The sequence below is a fragment of the Sphaerisporangium viridialbum genome, from assembly GCF_049674955.1.
GTDB lineage: Bacteria > Actinomycetota > Actinomycetes > Streptosporangiales > Streptosporangiaceae > Sphaerisporangium > Sphaerisporangium viridialbum.
This window is the reverse complement of the sequence record NZ_CP187232.1, coordinates 2698532-2719601: the sequence shown is the minus strand read 5'-3', so window position 1 is coordinate 2719601 and position 21070 is coordinate 2698532. Positions and strand designations below refer to the sequence as shown.

The 21070-nt window shown below is 71.0% G+C and carries 19 protein-coding genes; 12 read left to right on the top strand and 7 right to left on the bottom strand.

The window, feature by feature from the left end; translation table 11 throughout:
- Positions 1-97 precede the first annotated feature (97 nt).
- Positions 98-442: a hypothetical protein gene (locus tag ACOZ38_RS12015; RefSeq protein WP_424530409.1), complete on the top strand. Its 345-nt coding sequence runs from the start codon at positions 98-100 to the stop codon at positions 440-442.
- A gap of 11 nt (positions 443-453) precedes the next feature.
- Here the strand turns inward: ACOZ38_RS12015 and ACOZ38_RS12010 are convergent, their stop codons facing one another.
- On the bottom strand, positions 454-1098 hold the full coding sequence (locus ACOZ38_RS12010; protein WP_424530408.1) for an Lrp/AsnC family transcriptional regulator: 645 nt from the start codon (positions 1096-1098) through the stop codon (positions 454-456).
- Between the two features lie 120 nt (positions 1099-1218).
- Here ACOZ38_RS12010 and ACOZ38_RS12005 point away from each other — a divergent pair, with 120 nt between their 5' ends.
- The 9 genes from ACOZ38_RS12005 to ACOZ38_RS11965 all read left to right on the top strand — a co-directional run bounded on the left by ACOZ38_RS12005 (position 1219) and on the right by ACOZ38_RS11965 (position 10578).
- Positions 1219-2832: an ABC transporter substrate-binding protein gene (locus tag ACOZ38_RS12005; RefSeq protein ID WP_424530406.1), complete on the top strand. Its 1614-nt coding sequence runs from the start codon at positions 1219-1221 to the stop codon at positions 2830-2832.
- Positions 2807-3913: an ABC transporter permease gene (locus ACOZ38_RS12000; protein ID WP_424530405.1), complete on the top strand. Its 1107-nt coding sequence runs from the start codon at positions 2807-2809 to the stop codon at positions 3911-3913. Before ACOZ38_RS12005 ends, ACOZ38_RS12000 begins: the two co-directional genes overlap by 26 nt.
- Before the next feature lie 4 nt (positions 3914-3917).
- Complete coding sequence (locus tag ACOZ38_RS11995; RefSeq protein WP_424530403.1) at positions 3918-4103, top strand: hypothetical protein; 186 nt, start codon at positions 3918-3920, stop codon at positions 4101-4103.
- A complete protein-coding gene (locus tag ACOZ38_RS11990) occupies positions 4100-4951 on the top strand; it encodes an ABC transporter permease (RefSeq protein WP_405146330.1) in 852 nt (283 codons plus the stop codon). The genes ACOZ38_RS11995 and ACOZ38_RS11990 overlap by 4 nt, the downstream gene beginning before the upstream one ends.
- Positions 4948-5742: an ABC transporter ATP-binding protein gene (locus tag ACOZ38_RS11985; protein ID WP_424530401.1), complete on the top strand. Its 795-nt coding sequence runs from the start codon at positions 4948-4950 to the stop codon at positions 5740-5742. Before ACOZ38_RS11990 ends, ACOZ38_RS11985 begins: the two co-directional genes overlap by 4 nt.
- Complete coding sequence (locus tag ACOZ38_RS11980) at positions 5739-6653, top strand: ABC transporter ATP-binding protein (protein WP_424530400.1); 915 nt, start codon at positions 5739-5741, stop codon at positions 6651-6653. The genes ACOZ38_RS11985 and ACOZ38_RS11980 overlap by 4 nt, the downstream gene beginning before the upstream one ends.
- Complete coding sequence (locus ACOZ38_RS11975; RefSeq protein ID WP_424530398.1) at positions 6650-7630, top strand: M24 family metallopeptidase; 981 nt, start codon at positions 6650-6652, stop codon at positions 7628-7630. Before ACOZ38_RS11980 ends, ACOZ38_RS11975 begins: the two co-directional genes overlap by 4 nt.
- A gap of 81 nt (positions 7631-7711) precedes the next feature.
- Positions 7712-9070: a sensor histidine kinase gene (locus ACOZ38_RS11970; RefSeq protein ID WP_424530396.1), complete on the top strand. Its 1359-nt coding sequence runs from the start codon at positions 7712-7714 to the stop codon at positions 9068-9070.
- Positions 9070-10578 carry an MFS transporter gene (locus tag ACOZ38_RS11965; RefSeq protein WP_424530394.1) on the top strand — a complete coding sequence of 503 codons (1509 nt, stop codon included), beginning with the start codon at positions 9070-9072 and terminating at the stop codon, positions 10576-10578. The genes ACOZ38_RS11970 and ACOZ38_RS11965 overlap by 1 nt, the downstream gene beginning before the upstream one ends.
- Before the next feature lie 422 nt (positions 10579-11000).
- Here ACOZ38_RS11965 and ACOZ38_RS11960 read toward each other — a convergent pair whose 3' ends face one another.
- From ACOZ38_RS11960 to ACOZ38_RS11935, 6 genes are all read right to left on the bottom strand, one after another.
- A complete protein-coding gene (locus ACOZ38_RS11960; protein WP_424530392.1) occupies positions 11001-11369 on the bottom strand; it encodes a hypothetical protein in 369 nt (122 codons plus the stop codon).
- A 410-nt stretch (positions 11370-11779) separates the two neighbouring features.
- The gene (locus tag ACOZ38_RS11955; RefSeq protein ID WP_424530390.1) at positions 11780-12133 is read right to left on the bottom strand and encodes a tetratricopeptide repeat protein; all 354 of its coding nucleotides are present in this window, start codon (positions 12131-12133) and stop codon (positions 11780-11782) included.
- 321 nt (positions 12134-12454) lie between these two features.
- Positions 12455-14086 carry a cellulose binding domain-containing protein gene (locus tag ACOZ38_RS11950; protein WP_424530389.1) on the bottom strand — a complete coding sequence of 544 codons (1632 nt, stop codon included), beginning with the start codon at positions 14084-14086 and terminating at the stop codon, positions 12455-12457.
- A 185-nt stretch (positions 14087-14271) separates the two neighbouring features.
- On the bottom strand, positions 14272-15486 hold the full coding sequence (locus ACOZ38_RS11945) for an amidohydrolase family protein (RefSeq protein WP_424530387.1): 1215 nt from the start codon (positions 15484-15486) through the stop codon (positions 14272-14274).
- Positions 15487-15543: 57 nt separating this feature from the next.
- A complete protein-coding gene (locus ACOZ38_RS11940; protein WP_424530385.1) occupies positions 15544-17262 on the bottom strand; it encodes a hydantoinase B/oxoprolinase family protein in 1719 nt (572 codons plus the stop codon).
- Positions 17259-19376, bottom strand: a complete 2118-nt coding sequence (locus ACOZ38_RS11935; protein WP_424530383.1) for a hydantoinase/oxoprolinase family protein — start codon at positions 19374-19376, stop codon at positions 17259-17261. The genes ACOZ38_RS11940 and ACOZ38_RS11935 overlap by 4 nt, the downstream gene beginning before the upstream one ends.
- Before the next feature lie 278 nt (positions 19377-19654).
- On the opposite strand from ACOZ38_RS11935, the gene ACOZ38_RS11930 reads away from it, so the two are divergent.
- Positions 19655-19999 (top strand): antibiotic biosynthesis monooxygenase family protein, encoded by a 345-nt coding sequence (locus ACOZ38_RS11930; protein ID WP_424530381.1) that lies wholly within the window; start codon positions 19655-19657, stop codon positions 19997-19999.
- A 14-nt stretch (positions 20000-20013) separates the two neighbouring features.
- Entirely contained in the window at positions 20014-21048 is a 1035-nt protein-coding gene (locus ACOZ38_RS11925; protein ID WP_424530379.1) for a sugar ABC transporter substrate-binding protein, read from the top strand.
- The last annotated feature ends 22 nt before the right edge of the window (positions 21049-21070 follow it).

Genomic DNA, 21070 nt, shown 5'->3' with positions numbered 1-21070 from the left:
GTGGCCGAAGACGGATCACCACGCCACTCCGGCAGTCGTGAGCGAAACGTCCAGCCGGGTCGGCACGGGGGCGCGGGAATGGGCACGATGCGGAGACGTGAGCGACAGGAACCTTCTCAGCGGCCGCAGTTTCGTCATGATCAGCTCGACGGCGAGCGAGGTGAGCGCCGATGATCCCACCCGGTTCGCCTATGAGGAGACGGACGGTCTCATCTGGGGCAGCTACACCGGCGACACCGTGACCAACGGCCGGTTCGTGGGCACCAGGGACGGCGACCGGATCGAGATCATGTACGTGCACGCGCTCAAGGCGGGCGGCCGCGCCTCCGGGCGAGGCGACAGCCGCATCGAGGCACTCCCCGACGGCCGCCTGCGCCTGGTGGAGGAGTTCACCTTCGACGGCGACGACACCCCCCAGACCAGCGTGTGCGAAGAGGTCTGACCCCGAAGGGGTCAGGTGTCCTTGTGCATGTCGGCGCGCCCTTCGGCGGCGCCGACGAAGCGCATCTTGCCGAGGGGGACGTTCGGCGGGGGCGTGGGTTCGGCGGCGGGCGGTCTGCGGGGCGCCTGCCGGGGGCGGCGGTCGGAGGGCAGCACGTACGGCCGCTTGAGCACCTCGTCCAGGATGAAGACCGTCTCGGTGGCCTTGACGGCGGGGATGCTCGCCAGGCGCTCGGTCACCAGCGCGTGCACCGCCGCGACGTCGGCCATCCTGACCTGGATCATCGCGTCGTGCTGCCCGGTGGTGATCGCGCAGTACTCCACCTCGGGCATCTGCGCGAGCTGGGCGCGGAACTGCTTCCACATCTGCTGCCGCACGGTCACGAACACCAGCGCGGTGATCCCGAGACCGGCCCGCAGGTGGTCGACCTCGGCGGTGAACCTCTTGATCACACCGTCCGCGCGCAGCGCCTCGAACCTGGTGTAGGCGCTCGCCCGGGAGATCCCGACCCGCTCGGCCAGCGCCGCGACCGAGATGCGGCCGTTCTCCCGCAGGACCTCCAGGATCTTCATGTGCGTCGCGTCGAGCTGGAGGCCGATGCCGATCCGTCCAGGGACCGCGGTCCCGGGCGACGGCGAGCCTGACATTTCGGTCATACCTTGTTCCTAAGCGTCATATCCGTCTCGGCTTCCCGCCATGAGCTGGACGTTCCATCGGACAATCCTGGACGACACGCTAACAATCGTCTACATAGCACCAATTCCGGAGGACACAGAATGGCGACCCGTCCGCGGCGCCGTACGGCATGGCAGGCGAAGGCGGCTCTGCTGCCGGTACTGCTCACCGGCGCGCTCTCCCTCGCCGCCTGCTCCGGTGGCAGCACGCCCACCACGTCGTCGCAGAGCGGCGGCGCGAGCAAGACCCTGGTGATGGACGCCTCCTTCACCCTCAAGACCGCGGACCCCGGCCGCAACTACGAGCCGACCGGGCTGCTCATCGGCAAGGCGCTCTACGACACCCTGCTGACCTTCGAGGGCTCCGACGTCACCAAGCCGGTGCCCTCCCTCGCCGAGTCGTACGAGCAGTCCGCCGACGGCAAGACGCTCACGCTGAAGCTCAAGCAGGGCGCCACCTTCTCCGACGGCTCCCCGGTCACCGCCGACGACGTCGTCTTCTCGCTCGACCGGGTGCGCGACCTGAAGGGCAACCCGTCCTTCCTGCTCGACGGGGTCGAGGTGGCCAAGACCGACGAGACGACCGTCACGCTGACCTCCAAGACCGCCAACCCGGCGCTGCCGTTCATCCTCCCGAACCCCGCCCTCGGCATCGTGAACTCCAAGGTCGTCAAGGAGCACGGCGGCACGGCCGACACCTCCGACAAGGCCGAGCAGTACCTCAACGGCGCCTCCGCCGGCTCCGGGCCGTACGAGCTGGAGTCCTTCAACGCCCAGTCGCAGGTGGTGCTGAAGGCCAACGCCAAGTACTGGGGCGCGAAGAAGCCCGTGTACACCAAGGTCGTGCTGCGCAACGTCGAGTCCGCCACCCAGAAGCTGAACGTGCAGCGGGGTGACAGCCAGGTGGCCCTGGACCTGTCCGGTGACCAGATCAAGGGCGTCGCCGGAGACATGCAGACCACCAAGACCGCCTCGGCGAACGTGGTCTTCATGCTCGCCAACCAGGACCCGGGCGTCAGCAAGGTGACGAACAACCCCAAGGTCGTCGAGGCCATCCGCAAGGGCGTCGACTACCAGGGCCTGCTGGAGCTCGCCGGCGAGGGCTCGGTCCAGGCGCCGGGCGTGATCCCGACGATGCTGCTGGGCGCGCTGCCCGCCGACCAGGCCGTCAAGCGGGACGTGGAGGGCGCCAAGGCGGCCCTCGCGGCCAGCGGCGTGAGCAACCCGAGCGTCAAGCTGGAGTACCCGAGCGACATCACGCTCCAGGGCCTGTCGTTCCAGCCCTTCGCCGAGCGCATCCAGGCCAACCTCAAGGAGGTCGGCATCACCGTCGAGCTGGCCCCCGCCCCGGTGGCGACCGCGCTCGACAACTACCGCAACGGCAAGGAGGAGCTCGGCCTGTGGTACTGGGGCCCGGACTACCCGGACCCGACCGACTACCTGGCCTTCCTCCCCGGCAAGACGGTCGGCCTGCGCGCCGGCTGGAAGGCGGGCGCCGACAAGGAGCTGGAGGCCGCGGGCGACAAGGCCGCGACGACCATCGGCGACGACGCGCGCAAGCAGATGTACGTCGACATCCAGAACACGCTCAACGCGTCGGGGCCGTTCGTCCCGCTGGTCCAGCCCAGCCAGAACATCGTGACGGCCGCCTCCGTCACCGGCCTCGCGTTCCACCCGGTGTGGACGGTCGATGTCGCAGCCCTCGGCACCAAGTGACGCCTCGGCGGGCGGTACGGCTCCGCGCCGTGCCGCCCGCACGGGTGTAAGGGGGCTGCGGCATCCGCTGGCGCGGTTCCTGCTCCGCAGGATCGCCGCCGCGGTGCTGCTCGGCTTCGGGATGACGCTGGTCACGTTCGTCCTGACCAACCTCGTGCCGGGCGACCCCGTGACGGCCAACCTCGGCCAGCGCGCGCTGGGCGACCCGGCGATCGTGGCGCAGTTCCGCGCCGAGCACGGCCTGGACAAGCCGCTGCCCGCGCAGTACCTGACGTACCTCGGCGGGCTCGTCCAGGGCGACCTCGGCATGAGCCAGCAGAGCCATCGGGCCGTCCTGACCGACCTGGCGGAGTTCGTCCCCTCCACGATCGAGCTGGCCGGCGGGGCGATCGTGATCTCCCTGATCGCGGGCGTCGCGTTCGGCGTCGTCGCCGCGCTGCGCCGCGACCGGCTGTCGGACCAGATCCTGCGCGTGACGAGCCTCATCGGCATCTCCGTGCCGACGTTCTGGCTCGCGCTGGTGGCGTTCTACGTGTTCTTCTTCCGCCTCCAGATCACCCCGGGCAGCGGGCGCATCGCCCCCGACATGAGCCCCCCGCCGGACGTCACCGGCCTGTACACGGTCGACGCCGCGCTCGCGGGGCAGTGGGACGTGTTCTCCTCGGCCGTGGGCCACCTGATCACCCCCGCGCTCGTGCTCGCCGCGTACACCATCGGGCTTTTGACCCGGTTCACGCGCTCGGCGGTGCTGGAGGTGCTCGGGCAGGACTATGTGCGCGCCGCGCGGGCCAAGGGCCTGCCGGGCCGCGTCATCCTGTTCCGGTACGTGCTGCGCTCGGCGCTGGTGCCGATCATCACGGTCGCCGGCCTGGCGTTCGGCAGCCTGCTATCGGGCACCGTGCTGGTCGAGTCCGTGTTCGCCAGGCCCGGCATCGGCCAGTACGCCTACAAGAGCGCCACGACCCTCGACCTGCCCGCCGTCATGGGCGTCGGCCTGGTGGTCGGCGGCGTGTACGTCCTGATCAACCTGGTGGTCGACATCCTGTACGGGATCATCGACCCGAGAGTGAGACTGTCGTGACTCCGTGCACGGGCATCGACCCGAGAGTGAGACCGTCGTGAGCCCGCGCATCGGCCTCGGCCCGAAAGTGAGCCCGCGCATGGGCATCGGCCTGAAAGTGAGCCCGCGCATGGGCATCGGCCTGAAAGTGAGCCCGCGCATCGGCCTCGGCCCGTGGGCCGGCGCCCGCCCGGGAGTGAGGCCCGCGTGAGGATCCTTTCGCGCCTGCCCGAGGCATGGCGGCAGCCGCTCGCCGTCATGGGGGCCGTGGTGGCCCTCGCCTGGCTGGTGATCGCCGCCGCCGCTCCCCTGCTCGCGCCGCACGACCCGCTGGCCCAGGACCTGCCCCGGCTGGCCTCCCCCGGCCCCGGGCACTGGTTCGGCACCGACCAGCTCGGCCGCGACATCCTGTCCCGGATCATGTACGGCGCCCGGGTGTCCATCCCGCTGACGCTGCTGCTGGTCGCGCTGTCCCTGCTGATCGGCGGCGCCCTCGGCGCCAGCGCCGGATATTTCGGTAGATGGGTGGGGGAAGGGATCATGCGGCTGGCCGACCTGGTCTTCGCGTTCCCCACCGTGATCCTCGCGATGGTCGTCGCCGCGGCGCTCGGGGCGAGCCTGACCAACGCGGTGCTGGCGGTCCTGGTCGTGGCGTGGCCCGCCTACGCCCGCGTGACCCGCGGGCTGGTCCTCGGCATGCGGGAACGCGAGTTCGTGCTCAGCGGCCGGCTGCTCGGCTTCTCCGCCTGGCGCTCACTGCGGGTGGACGTGCTCCCCAACGTGACAGGACCCATCCTGGTGCTCGCCACGCTCGACATCGGCACGGCGCTGCTCCTGCTGTCCGGGCTCTCCTTCCTCGGGCTCGGGGCCAAGCCGCCGTCCCCCGAGTGGGGCGCGATGGTCGCCTCCGGCGTGGAGGTGTTCGACAGCTGGTGGGTCGCGACCTTCCCCGGCCTCGCCATCCTGACCGTCGTGCTGGCGTTCAACTTCCTCGGCGACACGCTGCGCGACGCCCTGGACCCCCGTACGGCCCGCGCGATCAAGGAGCGTGCGCTGTGAGCTCACCGGACACCGCCACCGTGCTGAGCGTCGAGGGGCTGAAGGTCTCCATCGGCGGGCACGAGATCCTGCGCGGGGTCGACATCGGCCTGCGGCCCGGCCGCGTCCACGGCCTTGCCGGCGAGAGCGGCTCCGGCAAGACCATGACGGGTCTGGCCGCGCTCGGCCTGCTCCCCCACGGCGCCCGCACGTCCGGCCGCGTCGTCCTCGACGGCGGCCGGAACCTGCTCGAACTGCCCCAGCGCGACCTGAACAGGGTCAGGGGACGCGAGATCGCGATGGTCTTCCAGGACCCGGCGACCAGCCTGCACCCGATGCTGTCGATCGGCCGCCAGATCACCGAGCACATGCGCCACCACCTGGGGCTCGGCAGGGCCGAGGCGCGGGCGCGGGCGGTCGATCTGCTCGGCCAGGTGCGGATCCCGGGGGCCGCGGCGGCGGTCGACCGCTACCCGCACCAGTTCTCCGGCGGGATGCGCCAGCGCATCGCCATCGCCATCGCGCTGGCGTGCGGCCCGAAGGTCCTGATCGCCGACGAGCCGACCACCGCGCTGGACGTCACCGTCCAGGCCGGGGTCCTGCGGCTGCTCAGGAGCCTGTGCGACGACCTCGGGCTCGCCGTGCTGCTGGTGACGCACGACCTCGGCGTCATGTCGGCGGTGGCGGACGAGGTCAGCGTCATGAGGGAGGGGCTCGTGCTGGAGACGGGCCCGCGCGCCCAGGTCCTGCGCACGCCGGAACATCCCTACACCCGCGCCCTTCTGGACGCACTTCCGAGGGAGGGCTCGTGAGCCTGCTGACCGTGGACGACCTGGTCGTCGACCACCGGACGCCGGGCCGTCCGGCCGTACGGGCGGTGGCGGGGGCCAGCCTGAGCGTGGCGGCCGGCGAGGTCGTCGGCCTGGTCGGCGAGTCGGGCTGCGGCAAGTCCACGCTGGCGCGGGCGGTCTGCGGGCTCACCGCCGCCGCCGGCGGGACGATCGCGTTCGAGGGCGGGCAGGTGGCCCCCCTCGGCCTGCGCCGCAGGGACCGGGCACTGACCAAGATCCAGATGGTCTTCCAGGACCCCTACGCCTCCCTCAACCCCCGGCGGCGGATCGGCGCGCAGATCGCCGACGGCCTGGAGACCGCGCGCGACCGCGAGACGACCCCCGGCGGCATGCTGGAGCGGGTGGGGCTGCCCGCCCAGATGGCCGGGCGCTACCCGCACGAGTTCTCCGGCGGGCAGCGCCAGCGCATCGCGATCGCCCGCGCGCTGGCGGCGCGTCCCTCGCTGCTCATCGGGGACGAGCCGATCTCCGCGCTCGACGCCTCCGCCCAGGCGCAGGTGGCGACGCTGATGCGCAACCTCGCCGTCGAGTCGGGCGCCGGGCTGCTGTTCATCAGCCACGACCTGTCCGTCGTACGGCTGATCGCGGACCGCATCGCCGTGATGTACCTCGGGAAGATCGTCGAGACCGGCCCGACGGCCGAGATCTGGGCGAACCCCCGCCACCCGTACACCCAGGCGCTGCTGCGGGCGATCCCGGAGCCGGACGGGCTGGGCAGGCTGCCCCAGGAGCTGCCGGGCGACGTGCCCGACCCCGCGGACCCGCCCGCGGGGTGCCGTTTCCATCCGCGCTGCCCCATGGCGATGGACGTCTGCGCGGAGAAGGAGCCCGCCCCCGGGCCGGTGTCCTGCTGGCTGTATCCGCGGGCATGACCGGGGAGGTCATGGCGGACGTGCTCGCACGGATGTCCGCGGCCGGGCTGGACGCGCTGGTGCTGCGCCCCTCACCCGACCTGCGGTACGTCGCCGGCCGGGACGTCTCCGGGTTCCTCGTGCTCGTCCCCGGGCTGCCGCCGGGGTTCGCGGCCGACGCCGCCGAGGCCGCGGCCCTGATCCCAGCCTCGGTGTCGCGGGTGGGGGTCGACGCGCAGATGCGGGCGCACGAGCTGTTCGTGCTCCGCGTCGACGCCGACCTGGTGCTGGCCTCGGCGGTGCTCGACCCGCTGCGGATCAACAAGCGCCCGGACGAGATCGCCGCGATCGCGCGGGCGGCGGCGGCGACCGACGGTGTGCTCGCCCTGGCACGCGAGCTGTCCTGGTTCGGCGCCACGGAGCGGGTCATGGCGCGGCGGCTCGCCACCGAGTCGGGCGCCGAGGGCGTGCTCTCGGTCGTCGTGGCGGCGGGCGAGAACACCGCGAGACCGCGCCACACGCCGGCCGCCCGGGTGATCAACCCGGGCGACGCCGTGTCGATCAGGGTGACGGCCGAGTCGGACGGGTACCACGCGCACGCCAGCCGGGGATTCGTCGTGGCCGAGCCGCCCGAGGACTTCGACGCGGTCTACGCGGTCCTGCTGTCCGCGCGCGACGCGGCGGCCGAGGCCGTACGGTCGGGGGTGACGGCCGCGGAGGTCGACGCCGCCGCCTGGAGCGTGCTCGACGAGAGCGGGTACGGCGCCTACGTCACGCGCGGGACGGGTTACGGCGTCGGGCTGGACCGCCGTGAGGCGCCGTGGCTCACCGCCGCGGATCGCACCGTGCTCGCCCCGGGCATGACCATGACGATCGAGCCGGGGATCCACGTGCCCGATCTTTACGGGGCCCGGGTCGGCGATGTGGTGGAATGCGCGGACACCGGAGCCCGGACGATGAACCAGGTGCCCCGCGCGCTGCATGTCCTTGATCCATAGTTTCTGCCATCTTGCCCTTTCGCTGCCCTGACCTCGAATGATCCGGTTTTAGGGTGATCATGAGGCGGACAGGGGGGCGCGGTGAGGCTCTGGCGCGACTGGTCCGTACGGACTCGGCTGACGTGGGTCGCCAGCGTCGTGATGGCCTTGGCGTGCGCGGGCGTGAGCGTGCTCGTCTTCCTGGGCGTGCGCGACCTGGCCATGAGCGAGAGGCGCCAGCAGATCGTTCTGGCCGATCTCCACGTGGGCCGCCTCATCAGGCTGGGCAGGCTTCCCCCGGTCCTGCCCCCGCAGAAGGTCGCGGCCGTCCAGGTGGTGGACGACACCGGGCGGATCGTCTCGTCGACCAGGCAACTGGTCGGCAAGCCGCTGATGGCCGACATCGCACCTCCGGACGCGGAGAGTGAGGCCCACGGGGTGACCTGCTCGGTGCCGGGGCACAAGGGCACCTGCATGAACGTGGTCGTCACGCGGTACTACCGCAACGAGGGCGACTGGCTCATCCACGGCGCCGATCCGGTGGTCCCCTGGTACGTCAACTCCGCGCTGGTCGCGATCCTCGGGATCGGCTCGCTGCTCGTGGTCACGGCCACGGCGCTCGGCATGTACCGCATCGTCGGCAGGGCCCTCGCCCCCGTGGACAGCGTGCGCAGGGAGCTGACCGAGATCACCGCGTCGGACCTGAGCCGCCGGGTGCCGCTGTCCCTGCACCGCGACGAGATCAGGAACCTGGCGGAGACCGTGAACGAGACCCTCGACCGGCTGCAGCAGGCGGTGGAGCGGCAGCGCCGCTTCGCCTCCGACGCCGGCCACGACCTGCGCAGCCCGATCACCGCGATGCGCGCGCAGGTGGAGGACGCGCTGATGCACCCCGAGGACACCGACTGGGTCAAGACCTCCGAGTCCCTGGTCGTGAGCCTCGACCGGCTCCAGGCCATCGTCACCGACCTGCTGGTGATCGCGCGGCTCGACTCCGGCGAGAAGGTCACCCGTGACTACGTCAACGTCGCCGAGCTGGTGCGCACCGAGGTCGGCCGCCGCTTCCGGGGCAAGCGGATCGCACTGGACCTCCAGCACGGCGTGGTCGTCAGCGGCGACCGGCTCCAGCTCGTACGCCTGCTCACCAACCTGCTCGACAACGCCGAGCGGCACGCCATGTCCACGGTGACCATCTCGGTGCGCCGCGACGTCCACCACGCCGTGCTGGAGGTCGTCGACGACGGCGAGGGGATCGCGCCCGAGCAGCGGGAGATCGTGTTCCAGCGCTTCACCCGGCTGGCCGCCGGCCGCGAGAAGGACAAGCAGGGCACCGGGCTCGGCCTCGCGATCGCCAGGGACATCGCCGAGCAGCACGGCGGGTCGCTCACCATCGAGGACTCCCCCAAGGGCACCCGCTTCGTCCTGAGGGCGCCCCTCCTCGCCGTGCGCAGTCCCGGCTGATGGCCTCTCCCGGCGACCCACCCGGACCGGACGGGACCCCCGGCGCGCACAGGGAGGAGAGCACGGCCGGCGCGCACGGTCAGGAGGGCGCGGACCCGCGCCGGTGGAAGGCGCTGACCGTCTGCCTGGTCTCCGGCTTCATGACGTTGCTGGACGTGAGCATCGTCAACGTGGCCCTGCCCTCCATCCGCGCCGGGCTGCACGCCCCGCCGAGCGACCTGCAGTGGGTGGTCTCGGGGTACGCGCTCGCCTTCGGGCTGGTGCTCGTCCCCTCCGGCCGGTTCGGCGACACCCACGGGCGGCGGAGCGCGTTCGTCTCCGGCGTCATCCTGTTCACCCTCGCGAGCATGGCCGCCGGGGCCTCTCCGGGGTCGACCTGGCTGGTCGTCGCGCGGATCGTCCAGGGGGCCGCGGGCGGGTTGATCAACCCGCAGGTCAGCGGCCTGATCCAGCAGCTCTTCCGCGGCGCGGAGCGGGGCCGGGCGTTCGGGCTGCTGGGCGCCACGATCGGCATCTCCACCGCGATCGGCCCCCTGCTCGGCGGCCTGCTCATCCAGCTCGGCGGCCGGCAGGACGGGTGGCGCTACGTCTTCTACGTCAACATCCCGATCGGCATCCTCGCCATAGTGCTGGCGTACCACTACATCCCCGGCGGCGGGGCCAGGAGGCGGCGGGAGGACATGGATCCCGTGGGCGTGCTCCTGCTGGCCACCGCCATCTTCCTGGTGCTCCTGCCGCTGGTGGAGGGGCAGCGGTGGCACGGCACCGGGAGGTGGCTGCTCATACCGGCGGGGCTGCTGGTGCTGGCCTCGTACGCGGGCTGGGAGCGGTGGTACGGGCGGCGGCACGAGCCGATGGTCGACCTCTCGCTGTTCCGGAGGCGCTCGTACGCCCTCGGCGCGCTGATCGGGATGCTCTACTTCGGCGGATTCACCGCGATCTTCTTCATCCTCACCCAGTACCTCCAGGAGGGCCTCGGATACTCGGCCCTGCACGCCGGGCTGGCCAGCACGGCGTTCGCGGTGGGGGCCGCGCCGAGTGCCGCGCTGGGCGGGCGGATCGTCACCCGGATCGGCCGCCGGCTGGTCGCGCTGGGCCTGGTGCTGGTCACGGTGGGGCTGACCGCCCTGGACCTCGTGGTGCGGCTGATGCCCACGCCGAAGGTGGGCTGGGCGATAGCGGTGCCGCTGTTCGTCGCGGGCCTCGGCAGCGGCCTGGTCGTCTCGCCGAACCAGACGCTGACCCTGTCGGAGGTGCCGATCTCCAGGGCCGGCACCGCGGGCGGGGTCCTCCAGACGGGGCAGCGGATCGGCGCCTCCGTCGGCATCGCGGCGGTGGGCTCCGCGTTCTTCTCCCAGGTGGCCTCGACCCACGGCGACTACGCGCGTGCCTTCAGGCACGCGCTGCTGGTCAACATCGCGTTCCTCCTGGCCGCCCTGGTGGCCGCCCTCATCGACGTCCTCGCCGAACACCGGACCCGCTCAGCCTCACCCCGCACCCCGCCATGACCTCGGGCCAGCCCCACAGGTGCCGACCTAGTCGGTGCCCCCGCGACCCGGCCTTGAGCCCGCAGACCGGTGGCGCCTCAGCCCACCCTGAACCCGCGGACCCGTGGCGCCTCAGCCCACCCTGAACCCGCAGACCAGTAGCGCCTCGACCCAACCTGAACCCGCAGACCAGTAGCGCCTCGACCCAACCTGAACCCGCAGACCCATGGCGCCTCGACCCAACCTGAACCCGCAGACCCATGGCGCCTCGACCCAACCTGAACCCGCAGACCCATGGCGCCTCGACCCAACCTGAACCCGCAGACCCATGGCGCCTCGACCCAACCTGAACCCGCAGACCAGTGGCGCCTCGACCCAACCTGAACCCGCAGACCAGTGGCGCCTCGACCCAACCTGAACCCGCAGACCAGTGGCGCCTCGGCTCACCCCGTGTGCTGGTGGGACCTCAGCTCGTCGAGCATTCCGTGCAGGTGAGCCGCGGCGACCTCGACGTCGGTGTAGTCGAGCCGGGCCGCCCGCACCTCGGCCGCGATGACACCGCACCAATGCACCTTCTCGAAGTCCCCGTACGGGAACTTGTACCTGGACTTGGTCTCCTCACCGGACTCGTCGTCCTCGGCGAGATGCCACTTCGCGTACTCCGCGAACCCGTGCTTCTCGATGAAGTCGTTCTCCTGCCGGGTGGACGGCTGGTGCTCGCTCCAGTCGTCCATCTCGTCCAGGACGTAATGCCCTTCGTCGATCAGCCTCTTCGCGAACTCGAACGACCGTTTACTCAGCCTCACAGTCATGATGTTCTCCAACGTGTACGAACGCCCGCCGCCGCAACGGCCCGGGCACGCGACTTCCACGCTTGGCACTTTCATGCTATTACCTGCGAAAACACGCCAATGATCGCCTGCTGCCCCGCAGATTCACGTATCCCCACACCCCGCTCCGCACCCCGCCACCGCCACCGGCACCGGCACCGGCACCGGCAGGCTCCGACACCGCCTGCCCTGCGGCGGGCCCGGCGACCACCGCTTGTGGCGGGGCATGTGCCGGGTGGGCAGAACGGTGTTCACCCGTCAAGTGCTGGACGGGTGGGTAGAAGAGAACATCACCCAATGGCCCGCGTTCTCATCTGAACAACGCCAAAGGGCCTCGAAACCCGTGTGTCCACGGCTTCGAGGCCCCTTCGTCGTGCTGAACGCGCGCGGTACTAGACCAGGTTGGCCGCGTACACGGACACGTCGATCTCGCTCACCTGATCGGCACCCATCGCAAGTGCCAGTTTGCGGTATCGCCGCGCCTCATCGCCGCGGTTACTCCGTTCGAGAGTCCTGGCCAGCGCCTCGTACGCCCATCCGTTGGCCGGGTCGAGCTCCAACAGCCGCTGGAAGGTGGCCTCCGCGCGGCCAAGCTGGGCGCTGTGGAAGTAGGCCCGGCCCAGCAGCTCGACAGCCGCCCGGTTACCCGGATCCCGCTCCACGATCGGAGCGAGAATGCGCCCCGCCTCCGGGTAGTCCTTCGCGTCGAAGAACATCATTCCCCGCTGGTACTCGTCGTAGGACATCGGCTCGTCCCCTTCCCGGGAGCGTCCGCCGCACCGGCGGACCACCCACCGCCCCCTCAACACCGCCACGTACCACCGTCTTCCCGGGCCCGGAACGTCACGTTCGGGCGCGCCGGGGGCACGGACCTGGACGCGGCTGAGGTGTTTCATCCGTCGTCCGGTGAGGTCAACACTTGGGTGGCAACACACGGCCCACCCGTCAACCCCTTGACGGGTGGGCCGTCGAACATCCCCGCGCTCGCACATGCTGGGCGAGCACGGGCCATCAGCGGTCAGCCCGGCAGGTGCCTTCACCAGCTCCAAGACGGGCGCAGAGGTGGGTCACTTCTTCGCGCAGGTGGTGCCGTTGAGGGTGAAGGTGGCCGGTACGGCGTTGGTGCCGGTGTAGGAGGCCTGGAAGCCGAAGCTCGCCGTGCCGCCGTTCGCGCCGATCGCGCCGTTCCAGTCCGCGTTCTTCACCGTGACCTGGGCTCCGGACTGCGTGGTGACGCCGTTCCAGGTGTTCGTGATCTTCTGGGTGCCGGTGAAGGCGAACGCCAGGGTCCAGCCGTTGATCGCCGCGCTCCCGCCGTTGGTGAGGGTCACGTCGGCGGTGAACCCGCTCCCCCAGTCGTTGAGCTTGTAGACCACCGAGCAACCACCGGGCGAGACGGTCGGCGTGGGAGTGGGGGTGGGGGTCCGTGTCGGAGTGGGCGTGGGTGTCGGGGTGGGCGTAGGCGTCGGGGTCGGAGTGGGAGTCGGGGTGGGCGAAGGGGAGGTGGAGCCGCCGCTCTTGGCCGTCATCCGGGCCGAGTGCGCGCGGAACACCGCCAGCGCCGGGTCGCCGCTCTTCACGCTGTGCGGGTCACCCCCGGCGTTCTTGTCCGGATACCACCAGAAGGCCGAGCCGTCCCCGTCCCTGGCCTCGAAGTCGGCGTAGAGCGCGTTCCACCAGGTCACCCGGTCGGCGTTGCCCTCGGTGTTGAACTCCCCCAGGAAGAACGGCTTGCCGACCACGTCGTGCGAGTCTGAGATCCACCGGCCGATCAGGGTCTTGGTCTGGTCGAGGGTCAGGTTGGCCCAGCTCGCGTTCGGATAGGGGTGCGCGGAGGTGAAGTCGACGTACGGCGACTGGTGGATGTAGACGAACGGGTTGCCCTCGTCGCCGCCGAAGCCGTATCTCGACTCGTGCCCCTCCAGCCCGGTGCCGACCATGTGGTTGGAGTCGATGCCCTTGACATAGGAGGCCATCTCGTCGACCCACTTGCGCAGGGTGGCGCCGCTCTTGTTCTCGTCGGCGCTGACGTCCTGGTAGCGCGGCTCGTTCATGAGCTCCCAGGCGAAGATGCCCGGCTCGTCCTTGTACTTCACGCCGCTGTAGTGGTTGGTCCGGTTGAGCGCGTAGTTGACGTAGTTCTTGTACTGGGTGAAGCAGCCCGGGCACTTGGCCTTGTCGAAGAAGACGGCCCGGCCGGGGTGCCCGCCGTTCAGTCCCTCCCACTTGAGCCGGGTGTCGATGCCGCCGTAGGCCTCCCAGTAGTTCTCGAACACCGGGATGAGCCGGATGTCGTGCGCCTTGGCCGACTGGATGACGTAGTCGAAGAGCGCGAACTGCTGGTCGTTGTAGACGCCCTTGGCGGTCTCGAACCCGTGCCAGCTCTCGTGGCTGAACATCCACAGCCGCAGCACGCTCACCTTGTCGGCCTGCAGTTCGGCCATATGCGCGTCTATGCGGGCCTTGTCCATGTACTGCGTCTCGGTGTCCCCGTAGCTGCCGCCGTAGGTGAACACGTCGTAGGTGTTCGTCCCGGCGAAGTAGTACGGCTTGCCGTTGAGGCAGAAGTGGACGCCGCAGCGCTGCACGAACCCCGAGATCGCCGCGTTGGCGCCGGAGAGGGTGAGCGTGACGGTGCCGGCGGCGATGGCCAGCACCAGTGACAGCAGCAGGTATACCGGTCGGATCCGTCGTCTCATGATGTTCCTTGCCACGGCGGCGAGTGGGAGCGCTCCCATAAACATCACGCCCTCCCCCCCACCGCAACCGCAGGCGCCACGACCCTGTCGGACCACCGGCCCCACCTGCGCACGGCCGGACGGAGCCCGCTGGAACCCGTGAAACGTTCACCACGGAAACCGGCGGGCGCCGCCCGGCGGCGGGTTCAGGACGCCGCTGTCACTCTGCCCGCCTGGATGACCGTGCGGCGCTCGGGGCCCGCCCACAGGACCGACGGGTCGCCGAACGGGTCGCCGTCCAGGATCACCAGGTCCGCGACGGCGCCCGGCTCGATGCGGCCGAGGTCCGGGCGGCCGATGAGATCGGCGTTCACGGACGTGGCCGACCGCAGCGCCTCCAGGGCGCCCTCGACCTCGACCTGGAGCCGGAGCCCGTTGAGCTGCTCGTCGTCGAGCGCGCCCATGAGGTCGGTGCCGAAGCCGATGCGCACCCCCTCGGCCCTCGCGATCTCGACCGCCCGGCGCCCGGCCTCCAGCACCTCGGCGTTCTTGGCCCGGGGGATCGGGCCGAGCCCGAGGTCCGCGCCTCGCCTGTCCATCGCGTCGTACGTCGCGAGGGTGGGCACCAGGAAGGCGCCGTGCCCGGCCATCAGCTTCGCGGCCGGCCGGTCGAGGAGGTTGCCGTGCTCGATCGAGCGCACGCCGTTCTCGACCGAGTGCGCGATCGCCTCGGGCGAGTAGGCGTGGGCCGCCACGTAACTGCCCCGGCGCGACGCCTCTCCGGTGACCGCGCGAACCTCCTCGGGCGAGTACTGCGGAACCCGGATCGGGTCGGTCAGCGAGACCACCCCGCCAGAAGTCATGATCTTGATGGCGTGGGCGCCCCGCCGGAAGCGGTCGCGTACGGCCCGGCGCAGCGGGTCCACGCCGTCCACGATCTCTCCGGTGTGGCTCCCGCAGGCACACAGGTCCTGGTCACCCGGGCGGGGATCGCCGTGCCCGCCGGTCTGGGTCAGGGCCGGCCCCGTGTACAGGTAGCGGGGCGAACGGATCAGGCCCTGGGCGATGGCCTTCGCCAGTCCAGGGTCACCTCCGGCGACGTCTCGCACGGTCGTGAACCCCCGGCCGAGCGCGGCGCCGAGCCTGCGGGCCCCGGCCAGCGCGAGGTAGCTCAGCGGGGCCGACTCGATCTCCAGCAGGCTCAGCGAGACGCCGTAGGCGTGGAAGTGGGCGTCGATGAGACCGGGGATGACCGTGCCGCCCCGCGCGTCGACCACCCGCTGCGCGGCCGGCGCGGCGCCGCCGACCTGGACGACGATGCCGCCGGAGATGTGCACAGGGCCGTCCGAGAGCTCGGCCGACCGGCCGTCGAAGACGGCGGCGTTGACGATGGTCAGGTCTCCCGCGAGCGAGGAATCCATTTCAGCACCCCTTTCCGGCGGCGCCACGAGGGCTCACCGCGACGATCACGGCCTGGATCATACGGTCGCCCCGCCCCGGAGCCCCGCGGTGGCGTCGAGGTCGACCTGGAAGGTGTCCGGATCCACCACGACACCGTAGTCGCGGGCGGCCGCGGCAGCGGTCACGAAGCCGTTGCGCACGTCCTTGGCGACCCGCTCCGGCTCGCGCTCGAACGGGTCGCCGTACCCGCCGCCACCGCCGGTGTTGTTGACCAGCACGTCGCCGGCCGCCAGGCGGTTGTAGCTGCCGCCCTGCGTCACCTCGCGGTCGGTGCCGGGGTTGAGCACGATGTGGTTGTTCTCCCCCGGCCGCCCATCCCCGATCGGCCACGGCTTGGTCCTGGTCTTGTAGACCAGGCAGATGCCGGTGGACGGCGCGGTGAACCGGTACGTCCGCCCGACGCCGACGCCGCCGCGGTGCCGGCCCGCGCCTCCGGTGTCCGGCCGGTAGCCGTAGGACTCGATGAACATCGGCGACTTGGTCTCGAGGATCTCGACGGGGTTGTTGCGGCATCCGGGCTCGGACAGGTGCATGATCCCGTCCTCGCCGTCGCCCCGGGCGTGCCCGCCGAACCCGACCGCCTCGTTGGTCGCCTCCAGCCACGCCTCGCCGTTGCGGGGGTTGACCCCGAGGCCCATCATCGAGCTGACGTCACCGCCGGAGCACGCGGGCACCCGGTCCGGCATGCCCTGCGCGAGCGCCTTCAGCACGACCTCGCCGCCGAGCAGCCCGGTCCACAGGGTGAAGGTCGGCATGGGCGGCACCGCGTGCATCACGGATCCGGGTTCGGTGACGACGCGCATCGGCCGGAAGTTCCCGGCCACCACCGAGGTGTCGGGGGTCGTCAGCGCCTTGAAGATGAGGCTGCAGAAGGCCTCGGTCTGGCCCACGGGAAGGTTGATGGGCCCCTTCACGTCACGGTCGCTGCCGGTCCAGTCGATGACCATCTCGTCGTCGGTGATCGTGACCGTCACCTGCATCTTGATCAGGCGGTCGAGGTCGACACCATCGTTGTCGACGAAGTCGTGGGCGGTCCAGGTTCCCTTGGGGAGCTTGGCCAGGGCCAGGCGGGCGAGCTTCTCCCCGTGGTCGTTGATCGCGTCCATCGCGCCGAGGAGGGTCTCGGCGCCGTACTTGGCCGCGATCTCCTGGGTGCGGCGGACGCCGGTGACGCAGGCGGAGACCTGCGCCTGGATGTCGCCGATGGTCCGCTCCGGCATCCGGCTGTTGAAGCGGATGATGTTGAAGATGTCGTCGTTCTGGACCCCGCCCCGGTAGAGCTTGGTGGCCGGGAAGAAGAGCCCCTCCTGCGACATGTCCGTGGAGTCCAGGACGTATCCCGGGTCCTTCTGCTTCAGGTCGAGCACGTGGATCCGGCAGGAGGCGAAGCCGATGAGCTCGTCCTGGTGATGGATGGGGGCGAAGACCAGCGGGTCCAGCGTGTGGGCGGAGGACCAGTACGGGTAGTTGAGGATGACGACGTCGCCGGGCCGCAGGCCGTCCTCGCCGAGGAACTCCACGGCCTTCTTGATGCCGTGGTCGTTCCCCCGGGTGAACACCGCGATGCCGGGCGCGTCCGCGACGACGTCCCCCTTGGCGTCGTGGATGCCGATGCCGTAGTCGTGGATCTCGTACACCACGGTGTTGTACGCCGTGCGGCACAGGTTGCGGGCCATCTCCTCCGCCGCGGCGAGCAGCCCGTGCCGGATGATCTCTGTGGTGATGGAGTCGTTCATCGGTTGAACTCCTTGGTTCCGGAGGCGACGGTTCCAGAGGCGACGGTTCCCGGGGCGACGGTTCCCGGGGCGACGGTTCCCGGGGCGACGGAGATGACCAGTTCGCCGTACGGCCCGACCGTGAGTCCGTCCCCTGCGTGGATGACGGAGGTGGCCGTGTGCTCGGCGATCACCGCGGGGCCCTCGATCGCGTCGCCGGCCAGCAGCGACTCGCGGGTGTAGAGGGCGTAACCGGCGGCCGGCCGGTCCGCCGACAGATGGACGGCGCGGGTGCCCTCGGCCGAAAGCGAGCCGGACTCCCGCCGCGCCACCAGTGGCAGCGCGGGTTTGTCCACCGATCCCGTGGCCCGAAGGCGTAGCGTCGTGACCTCGACCGGGTCGCCCATCGTGTGCCCGTACTGCCGCTCGTGCAGCCTGGCGAAGCTCTCCGCGACCCTGCTGACCATGTCGTCGGCGCTCGCGGGGAAGGCCACGGTCACCGAGTGCTCCTGGCCCGCGTACCGGACGTCCAGCGACCGGGCGAGGGTCACGCTCCGCTCGCCGAACCCCTCTCCCGCCAGTTGCGCCAGGGCCTCGCGCTCCATCTCACCGTAGGAGGCCTCCACGGCCGAGGGGTCCAGCCCGTCCAGCGGAGATACCGAGGTGCGGGCGAAGTCGTGCTGCACGTCCGCCATCAGCATCCCGAAGGCGGAGAAGGCGCCCTGGCCCGGCGGGACGATGACGGTGGGAATGCCCAGCTCGCGCGCCACCTCGACGGCCACCAGCCCTCCGCCGCCGCCGAAGGACAGCAGGGCGAAGTCCTTCGGGTCACGGCCCAGCTCGACGGTGATCGCCCGCACCGCGCCCATGATCTTGGTGTTGGAGATGCGGACGATGCCCCGGGCGAGCGCCTTGACGGTCATGCCCAGCTCGCCGGCGATCGGCTGGAGCGCCTTGTCGGCCAAGGCGGCGTCCAGGGTGAGCTTGCCGCCCAGCGGCGTGCCGCCGCCGAGGTATCCCAGCGCCAGGGCGGCGTCGGTGAAGGTGGGCGCCGTACCGCCCCGGCCGTAGCACGCCGGCCCGGGCACGGCGCCCGCGCTCTGCGGCCCGACCTGCAGCGCGCCGGCCTCGTCCAGCCACGCGATCGAGCCGCCGCCCGCGCCGATGGTGTGGATGTACAGGGACGGGGTGTTGATGGGCATCTGCTCGAACTCGGCCCCCTGGTACAGGACGGGCTCGTAGTCGAGGATCAAGGACGCGTCGAGGCTGGTCCCGCCCATGTCGATCGTGATCAGATTCGGCCGGTCCAGGATCTTCGCCAGGGCCGCCGCGCCGATGACGCCGCCGGCCGGGCCGGAGAGGATCAGGCTCACCGGCTGCTCCCGCGCCGAGCTCGCGGTCATCGCCCCGCCGCCGGAGCGCGTCATGAGGAAGCGCCCGCCGAACCCGCCCGAGGCGAGCTCTCCCTCCAGCGTGTGCAGGTAGTGGCGCACGATGGGCTTGACGTACGCGTCCAGGACGGCGGTGCTGGTGCGCTCGTACTCCCGGTACTCGCGCGACAGTTCGTGCGACAGCGTGACCGCCACGCCGGGCGCGACCTCGGCGAGCACCTCCCGCATCCGCAGCTCGTGGCCGGGGTTGGCGTAGGAGTGCAGGAAGGCGACGGCCACCGACTGGTACCCGCGCGCGGCGACGACGGCCGCCACGCGCCGCGCGTCGTCGACGTCGAAGGGGGTGTGCACGGTGCCGTCGAAGCGGCTCCGCTCGGTCACCTCGAAGGTGTCGTGACGTTCGAGGAGCGCCGGGGGCTTGCGGTAGGTGATGTCGTAGTTGGTCCTGCGGTCGGTCCGCCCGAGAAGGTAGACGTCGCGGAAGCCCCTGGTGCCGATCACCGCGGTACGCGCGCCGGTGCGCGTCAGCAGCGCGTTCAGCCCGAGGGTCGTCCCGTGGGTGAACATCCCGATGTCAGTCATGGGCGCCCGTGCCACTCCGAAGGCGCTCATCACGCCCTTCGTCGGCGCTTCGGGCGTCGTGGGCACCTTGTCGAAGCGGAGCTCACCCGTCTCGGGGATCAGCTCGACGACATCGGTGAACGTCCCTCCGACGTCGATCGCCAGCCTGCTCGCCTTGTCCATCGTTGGCTTCCTTCCTGTCCGGGACGCCCGTGTCCGGCGCGGCCTCGGCGGACCTCGGGATGACCTGCGGGGTTTCCCGGGTGTCATGGGCCGCGGTGGCCGCGAACGACCACGCACAGCCTGACTTCGCCTGTTCAGGAGGGGTGCGGCGAGCCGCACAGCGGCGGCGTCCCGCACTGTGCGGGGCGCCCAGGGGAGGGCTGGACCGGTTTCTACAGTTTCTGCCACGTCGTCGGGCATCGACGGGCGGCCACCGTCCAATCCGTTCGGAGGAACACATGATCCGCAGTGTTCTCTACCTCAGACCGCTCCCCGGCAAGGAGGGCGACCTGGAGGAGTTCTTCGCCCGCCACGGTGTGCTGAACCGGGCGCTGTCCCTGCCGGGCTGTCACGGGGCCGCGTTGCATCGCCCCGCCGAGCCGGGCGGGCCGTACCTGGTCACCGCCACGTGGACCGGCGAGTCCGACTACCAGCAGTGGCTCGGCGACCCCTGGCGCCAGCGGACCACCGGAGAGCTGGGCGACCTGCTCGACGACGGTCCCCGCGCCGACCAGGGCGGCGGGCTCTACACGATCGTGGCGGCGGCCGGCGACGAGACCGGCGACGAGGAAGCGGCTCAATGAGAAGCGGGATGCACATGCACATCAAGAAAAAGGGACTCGCCCTCGGTGTCGTGGCCGGGGTGCTCGCGCTGAGCACCGCCTGCGTCGCGCCGGAATCGGACACCACGGCGACGGGCACGGCTTCCGCGGACTCATCGGCCGCTTCGAACGCCGGGCACAAGCGCATCGCCTTCTTCGGGTTCGCGCGTGCCAACTCGTTCGCCGCGGCCACCTGGGCGGGCATCGAGGAGTACGCCAAGGCCAACGACGCGGAGGCCGAGTTCTTCGACCCCAACTTCGACGCCCAGGCCCAGGTGCAGCAGATCCAGGACGCGGTGACGTCCAAGCGCTTCGACGTGTTCGTCGTGCAGGCCAACGACGGCGCGGCCGTGGTGCCCGCGGTCAAGCAGGCGGTGGCGGCCGGGATCACCGTGGTGGCCGAGTTCACCCCGGTGGGCACCCGCTACGACACCGCCGAGTCGCAGGTGCCCGGCGTGATCACGCTACTGGACGTTCCGGTGGACAACGGCCGCAAGCTCGGCGAGCTCGGCGTGGCCGCCTGCGAGAGCAAGAAGCTCGACCCGTGCGAGGTCGCGTACCTGGAGGGCTTCAAGTCGCTCCCGCTGGACAACGCGCGCACCGACGCCGCCGTCAAGGCCCTCGAGGCCGGCGCCGGCGTGAAGCTGGTCGCCCGGGTCGAGGGCGGCTACACCAAGGAGAGCGGACGCAAGGCGACGCAGGACGTGCTCCAGTCGCACCCGGGCGTCGACGTCGTCATCGGCTCCTCCCAGGCCGTCGCGGGCGCCGAGGCCGTGCTCAAGGGCAAGGACGTGCTGCTGATCGGCAACGGCGGCTCCCGCCAGGCGGTGCGGGCCGTGCAGGACGGCCGCTGGTTCGCGATCTACTACCTGCCGGAGAAGTCCGCCGGCGCCAAGGCCGCCGAGCTCGGTCTCGCCAAGGCGCGCGGCCAGGAAGTGCCGACGACCAACAGCTCGACCGACCTGGCCCCCGGTGAGGGCAAGGGCACCAAGGACGTGCTCGCCGGCGTCCAGGGCGAGTACGACGAATAGCCGGAGCGGCGCGGAAAGGGGT

Coding starts and splice junctions, on each gene's coding strand:
- ACOZ38_RS12010 (WP_424530408.1), bottom strand. CDS start 1,098: ATGACCGAAATGTCAGGCTCGCCGTCGCCCGGGACCGCGGTCCCTGGA.
- ACOZ38_RS12005 (WP_424530406.1), top strand. CDS start 1,219: ATGGCGACCCGTCCGCGGCGCCGTACGGCATGGCAGGCGAAGGCGGCT.
- ACOZ38_RS12000 (WP_424530405.1), top strand. CDS start 2,807: ATGTCGCAGCCCTCGGCACCAAGTGACGCCTCGGCGGGCGGTACGGCT.
- ACOZ38_RS11975 (WP_424530398.1), top strand. CDS start 6,650: ATGACCGGGGAGGTCATGGCGGACGTGCTCGCACGGATGTCCGCGGCC.
- ACOZ38_RS11965 (WP_424530394.1), top strand. CDS start 9,070: ATGGCCTCTCCCGGCGACCCACCCGGACCGGACGGGACCCCCGGCGCG.
- ACOZ38_RS11960 (WP_424530392.1), bottom strand. CDS start 11,369: ATGACTGTGAGGCTGAGTAAACGGTCGTTCGAGTTCGCGAAGAGGCTG.
- ACOZ38_RS11955 (WP_424530390.1), bottom strand. CDS start 12,133: ATGTCCTACGACGAGTACCAGCGGGGAATGATGTTCTTCGACGCGAAG.
- ACOZ38_RS11950 (WP_424530389.1), bottom strand. CDS start 14,086: ATGAGACGACGGATCCGACCGGTATACCTGCTGCTGTCACTGGTGCTG.
- ACOZ38_RS11945 (WP_424530387.1), bottom strand. CDS start 15,486: ATGGATTCCTCGCTCGCGGGAGACCTGACCATCGTCAACGCCGCCGTC.
- ACOZ38_RS11940 (WP_424530385.1), bottom strand. CDS start 17,262: ATGAACGACTCCATCACCACAGAGATCATCCGGCACGGGCTGCTCGCC.
- ACOZ38_RS11935 (WP_424530383.1), bottom strand. CDS start 19,376: ATGGACAAGGCGAGCAGGCTGGCGATCGACGTCGGAGGGACGTTCACC.
- ACOZ38_RS11930 (WP_424530381.1), top strand. CDS start 19,655: ATGATCCGCAGTGTTCTCTACCTCAGACCGCTCCCCGGCAAGGAGGGC.
- ACOZ38_RS11925 (WP_424530379.1), top strand. CDS start 20,014: ATGCACATCAAGAAAAAGGGACTCGCCCTCGGTGTCGTGGCCGGGGTG.